This is a genomic window from Stenotrophomonas pictorum JCM 9942 (assembly GCF_001310775.1).
Classification (GTDB): Bacteria; Pseudomonadota; Gammaproteobacteria; order Xanthomonadales; family Xanthomonadaceae; genus Stenotrophomonas; species Stenotrophomonas pictorum.
In genome coordinates this window covers 1-633 of record NZ_BAZI01000767.1, presented here as the reverse complement: position 1 = coordinate 633, position 633 = coordinate 1, and the positions used below count along the sequence as shown (strand labels likewise).

Genomic DNA, 633 nt, shown 5'->3' with positions numbered 1-633 from the left:
GGAAGGTGGCCGCCAACGCGGCGCCGGTGACGGCGGCGACTGCAACTGCCCAATGCTTGCGATCCATGTACACCCAACCCGTTGCGGACCGGGCACGATAGACGCTCACGCCTGGCGGCGGAACCGCCAGATGGCCTGCCTGCCGGAGACGCCGATGCAGCTGCACCTGGAGCACGACCCGATCCGCCTGCGGCCGGGGCATGGCGAGGACGTCTGTCTGCCGCTGTCGCTGACGGCACTGCTGGCCGACGGCCTGCAGCGTTTCCCGCCGTCGGAGGCGGCGCTGGAACGGGCCATCGCCCGCACCGAGGATGCGCTGATGCCGCAGATCCCGGCCCTGCGCGCGCATCTGCATCTGCAACTGGACTGCGCCGATGCGGTGCTGGCGCCGTTGACCGGGCTGCTGGTCTTGCCGGCGCAGGCGCGGCCAGTGCTGCAGATCGAACAGGTCGAACACGCCTTCAATCTGCTTGCCCGGGTGGCGGCCGGCATGCCGGCCAGATCCGTGGGATTGCCGGAACAGCCCGGCTTCGTCGCCGCACTGGTCGTGGTACGCGAGCTGATGCACCACGTCGGCTGGCGGCAGCTGCGCCTGGGCGATCCGGCACACGATTGACAGCCGGCGGGCCGGCG

At 70.9% G+C, this 633-nt stretch carries 1 protein-coding gene; it reads left to right on the top strand.

Annotation, left to right across the window (positions count from 1 at the left end):
• The first annotated feature begins 130 nt into the window (after window positions 1-130).
• A complete protein-coding gene (locus tag JCM9942_RS17580) occupies window positions 131-616 on the top strand; it encodes a hypothetical protein (protein ID WP_054661065.1) in 486 nt (161 codons plus the stop codon).
• Window positions 617-633: the final 17 nt, after the last annotated feature.